The 5211-nt window shown below is 66.3% G+C and carries 5 protein-coding genes; all 5 read right to left on the reverse strand.

Going from position 1 to position 5211, the window contains the following annotated elements; all coding sequences use genetic code 11:
* A partial coding sequence (locus VFP86_10420) for a Zn-dependent hydrolase (protein HET9000050.1) occupies positions 1-273 on the reverse strand: 273 nt, incomplete at its 3' end.
* A 56-nt stretch (positions 274-329) separates the two neighbouring features.
* On the reverse strand, positions 330-1217 hold the full coding sequence (locus VFP86_10425; protein ID HET9000051.1) for an ABC transporter permease: 888 nt from the start codon (positions 1215-1217) through the stop codon (positions 330-332).
* On the reverse strand, positions 1214-2182 hold the full coding sequence (locus VFP86_10430; protein HET9000052.1) for an ABC transporter permease: 969 nt from the start codon (positions 2180-2182) through the stop codon (positions 1214-1216). The genes VFP86_10425 and VFP86_10430 overlap by 4 nt, the downstream gene beginning before the upstream one ends.
* A complete protein-coding gene (locus VFP86_10435) occupies positions 2167-3705 on the reverse strand; it encodes an ABC transporter substrate-binding protein (protein HET9000053.1) in 1539 nt (512 codons plus the stop codon). The genes VFP86_10430 and VFP86_10435 overlap by 16 nt, the downstream gene beginning before the upstream one ends.
* 63 nt (positions 3706-3768) lie before the next feature.
* The coding region (locus VFP86_10440; GenBank protein ID HET9000054.1) for an ABC transporter substrate-binding protein at positions 3769-5211 on the reverse strand (1443 nt) is incomplete at its 5' end.

The following is a 5211-nucleotide window of genomic DNA, read 5'->3' on the forward strand; positions in this document are numbered from 1 at the left end:
CGCCTCGACCGCCGCAACGACGCCGAGCCCGCCGTCGAAGATCCCTCCGTTGGGGACGGTGTCGAGGTGCGAGCCGGCGGCGACCGGCGGAAGCGCGTTCCCGGTCCCCGGAACGACGCCAAAGAGATTCCCCCACCGGTCCACGCCCACGTCGGCGCCGGCCTCGCGCATCCACCCCGCGGCGAGGCGTCCGGCCTCGGCGTGCTCGTGCCGGTAGGACAGGCGCGTGACGCCGCCCTCGGTCGTGCGGCCGACGTGTCCGAGTTCAGTCACGCGCGCCTTGAGCCTGTCCTCACGAATCCTGACCGGGGAGATGCGGCACCTCCTGATCAGCGCGTCCGCGGGTCCCAGATCTCCCGGAGGCCATCGCCCGCGACATTCACCGCAAACACCGTGATGGCGATCGCCAGGCCCGGCCAGAACGACAACCACGGCGCCTGGGTGAGATATTGCTGGGCGGCGTTCAGCATCGCGCCCCACGATGGAGTGGGAGGCTGCGTGCCCAGCCCGAGAAAGCTCAACGTGGCCTCGGTGATGATCGCCCCGGCGACGTTGAGCGACCCCTGCACGACGATCGGGGCGAGACTGTTGGGCAACAGGTGGCGCCAGATGATCCGCCGGTCGGCCGCGCCCAAGGCCCGAGCGGCGTCCACGTACTCCCGCTCCCGCTCGGTGAGCACCTGCGCGCGCATGATCCGCATGAACACCGGCGTGAGCACGACCGCGATCGCGACCATCGCTTTGGCGAGCCCCGGTCCGAGGACCGCGGCGACGGCGAGCGCCAGGATGAGCGGAGGAAACGACAGCATCGCATCGGTCAGCCGCATGAGGAGATCGTCTAGACGGCCGCGGTAGAATCCCGCCACGATCCCCAGCGGCAACCCGGCGGCGATGGCCAGGCCGACCGAGACGATGCCGGCCTCGAGCGAGGCCCGGGATCCGAAGATGATCCGGCTCAAGACGTCGCGGCCCAACTCGTCCGTGCCCAACAAGTGGCGCGGGCCGGAAGGCTGAAGGTACGCGGTGAAGTCGGTCTTGACCGGAGAAGCGGGGGCGATCCACGGCGCGAGCAGCGCCATGAAGACGATCACGAGGAACAGGAGGAACCCCACGAGGGCCAGCCGGTTGCGGGCGAACCGGCGCACGAGGTGCTTGACGCCGCGCCGCTCGACGGCGCGCCGCCCGACGCTGGGGATCGCCTCAACGGCGACGGTCACGGCCGGGCTCCGGCCAGCTTGATACGCGGGTCGATGAGGGAGTACACGACGTCCACCAGGAGGTTGATCAAGAGGATCGAGAACGCGCTGAACAGCACGACGCCTTCGAGCATTTGATAGTCGCGGCCGTAGATCGACTCCACCGCCAGCCGGCCGAGCCCCGGGAGCGCGAAGATCGACTCGGTGATGACGGCGCCCCCCAGCAGCGTGCCCAATTGGATCCCCATCACGGTGATGACGGGGATCACCGCGTTCCGAAGCGCGTGCCGGATGAGCACGACCCGCGCGCCGAGCCCCTTGGCGCTCGCAGTTCGCACGTAGTCCGCGCCCAACACCTCCAGCATGCTGCTGCGCAGCTGCCGCATCACGACGGCGGCGAGCACGACGCCTAAGACGAAGGCCGGCATCACGATCGTCCTGAGGTTGCGGCCGAGGTCTTGGGCAGGCGAGACGTACCCCGACGCCGGAAGCCAGCGCAGGTTGACGGCGAACAGGTAGATCAGCATGATGCCGAGCCAGAAGTTCGGAATGCTGAGCCCGGTCAGCGCCACCGCGGAGGCGGAGTAGTCCACGACCGTCCGCCGGCGCCACGCCGCGAGCACCCCGGCGGGGATCGCGATCGTCCAGGCGATCAATAGCGCCCCCGCGGCGAGCTCGGCGGTGACCGGGACCTTCTGGAGCAGTGTGGGCAGGACTTTGCGGTTGTCCTTGAATGAATGGCCGAAGTCGCCGCGAACCAGGCCGCCCGCCCAGCGCAGGTACTGGACGTAGAGCGGCCGGTCCAGTCCCATCTCGTGGCGCAGGACCGCGAGGGCGTCCGGGGGTGCCTCTTCCCCGAGAAAGAGCCGCGCCGCGTCACCCGGCACCAGGTTGATGAGCACGAAGATGATGACGCTGACGAAGAACAGCACCGGGATCATCTGGAGCAGCCGGCGGGCGAGGAACAGGGTCACGGGGACAGCCACACCTTGTGGAACCGCATCATCCCGTCCGGCACCTGGACAAACCCATGCACTCTCGCGGACACGAGCTTGTATTCTTTGGGGAAGTGGGTCCACACGTACGGCATGTCGTCGGCGAGGATCTTCGTCACTTCGCCGTAGGCCCGCTTGCGCTGGCTCATGTCGTTGAGCAGGCGGGCGGCGTCCAGGAGTTCCTGCACCTTGGGGTTGGTGTACCCCCCGAAGTTGAACGACCCGATCCCGGACTGAGTGACGTGGGGGTAAATATCGAAGTCCGGGTCCGGCCGCCCGCTCCAGCCAATCTGCCCCGCCTGATGCTGCAGGCGCGCCATCGTGTCCAGCATCGCCCCGAATTCGATCGTCTCGATCTTCATCTGGATGCCCGCCTCGGCGGCCATCGACTGGATCGCTTGGGCGAGGGCCTGATCCTGCTGCCCAGGCAGCGTGAGCATGGTGAACGCGAACCCGTTCGGGCGGCCCGCGGCCTGGAGCTTTTCCTTAGCCAAAGGGAGATTGCGAGACGGGATCTTCCAGCCGGGATCGTACGCCGGGGTCCCGTTCGGGAAGAACGAGAACGCCGGGTACGCCGCTCCCTGCAGCACGACATTTGCGATCACGCTCCGGTCGATCGCCGCGTTGAACGCCTGCCGGAGCAGTTTGCTGTCGAACGGCGGCTTGGTGACGTTCAACCAGACGCCGTACCATTGAAACGCCCCCCGCTCGAGCAATTTGAACCGCGCCCCAGTCTGGGCGGCTTCCTGCGTCAATTGCTTGACCTGGGGCAGCGGAACGATGTTGATGATGTCCACGTCACCCGACTTCAAGTTCGCGACGCGCGCGTTATCGTCGATGATCGGACGGTAGACGATCCGGTCGAGAGACGGCTGTCCCTTCGCCCAGTAATCCGGGGTGCGCTCCAGCGCGATGTGATCCTGTGGGATCTTTTCGACGAACCGAAACGGCCCGGCCCCCACCGGGGCAAGCGCAAAGTTGCCACCCGCCTTCTGAGCGGCGGCGGGAGAGACCATCATCCCGGCGCGATCGGTCAGGACGTAGAGGAGCGGGCTGTAGGGTTTCTCCAGGACGATCTGGACGGTCGCGGAATCGACGGCGACGACGTTCTGGATAGGCCCGATCTCGCTGCGCCGAGCCGAGGGGAACTTGGGGTCCTGCATCCGGTCGAAGTTGTATTTCACGGCCTCGGCGTTGAACGGGGTCCCGTCGTGGAACTTCACCCCTTGCCGGAGCTTGAGCGCCATAGTCTTGCCGTCCGGACTGATCGTCCACGACGTCGCCAGCATCGGGATGATACGCAAGTTCTCGTCGGTGTCGACGAGCTTGTCGTAGAGGCTCTGGAATACCTGTCGGTCGACGGCGGCGGTGGAGCGGTGCGGATCCAGGTTCGGAGGATCACGGTCGAGCGCGGCTCGTAGGGTTCCCCCCTGCCGGCCTCCCTGCGCGAATGCCGCGGCCAGGACGCTGCCGGCGATGACCACGCTCAGGGCGACGACTCCCCATCTGCGCACGGCCGATCCTCCCGGTACGCTCGCGGTCGGGCCGAGCCTCATCACCCCCTCGGCGCGGCGACCCTACTGTCCCAGGCGCACCGTCCGGAACCGCATCATGCCGTCCGGAACGTGGATGAACCCCTGCACCTTGGTGCTGACGAGCTTGTACTCTTTCGCAAAGTACAGCCAGACGTACGGGAGATCATCGGCCAGGATCTGCGTCACTTCCTTATACGCGCGGCGGCGCTGGGTCATGTCGTTCAGGAGCCGAGCGGCGTCGAGCAGCGTCTGCACTCTCGGGTTGGTATATCCGGCGTCGTTGAAGGAGCCGATCCCGGACTGCGTCATGAACGGGTAGATGTCGAAGTCGGGGTCGGGACGGCCGCTCCACCCCAGGAACGCCGCCTGGTGCATCAGCGTATCGGTCTCGTGCAGCAGCGCGCCAAACTCGATGATCTGCAGCTTTACCTGGATCCCCGCATCGGCGGCCATCGATTGGACCGCCTGGCCGATCGCCTGATCCACTTGACTCGGCGTGACGAGCAAATTCATCGAGAACCCGGTCGGGTGTCCCGCGGCCTGCAACTTCTCCTTCGCCAGCTGGATGTTGCGGGGGGGGATCTTCCACGCCGGGTCGAACGCGGGCGTCCCGTTGGGGAAGAACGAGTACGAGGGGTACGCGGCCCCCTGCAGCACCGTGTTCACGATCACGTTTCGGTCGATCGTCGCGTTAAACGCCTGCCGGAGGAGCTTGTTGTCGAACGGCGGCTTGGTCACGTTGAGCCAGATCCCCGACCAGGAGAACGCGCCGTGCTCGAGCAGTTTGAACCGCGCCCCAGGTTGGGCCGCCTCCTGCGCCAGCTGCTTCGCCTGGGGAAGCGGCACGATGTTGATGATATCAACATCTCCCGATTTCAGGTTCGCGATGCGGGCATTGTTGTCCACGATCGCTCGAAAGATGATTCGATCGAGGTACGGCTGCCCTTTCATCCAGTAGTCGGGGTTGCGCTCCAGCGTGACGTGGTCTTGGGGCACCTTCTCGACGAAGCGGAAGGGCCCGGCCCCGACGGGGTGGAGCGCGAAGTTCGTGCCCGCCTTTTGCGCCTCGGCCGGCGAAACCATCATGCCGGCGCGGTCGGTCAGGACGTAGAGCAACGGGCTGTAGGGCTTCTCCAGGCTCAGCGCCACCGTGTAGGGGTCCACGACCGTGACCTTCTGCACCGGTTGGACCTCGGCGCGGCGGGCCGAGGGGAACTTGGGGTCCTGCATGCGGTCGAAGTTGAACTTCACCGCCTCGGCGTTAAACGGGGTCCCGTCGTGAAACTTCACGCCCTGCCGGAGATTGAACGTCACGGTCTTCCCATCGGCACTGATCGTCCACGACGTCGCCAGCATCGGGATGATCTTGAGGTTTTCGTCGGTATCCACGAGCTTGTCGTAAAGGCTTTGATAGACCTGCCGGTCCACCGCCGCCGTGGAGCGATGCGGGTCCATGTTGGGAGGGTCCGAGTCGAGCCCGACGCG

This window comes from bacterium (assembly GCA_035703895.1).
Lineage (GTDB): Bacteria > Sysuimicrobiota > Sysuimicrobiia > Sysuimicrobiales > Segetimicrobiaceae > Segetimicrobium.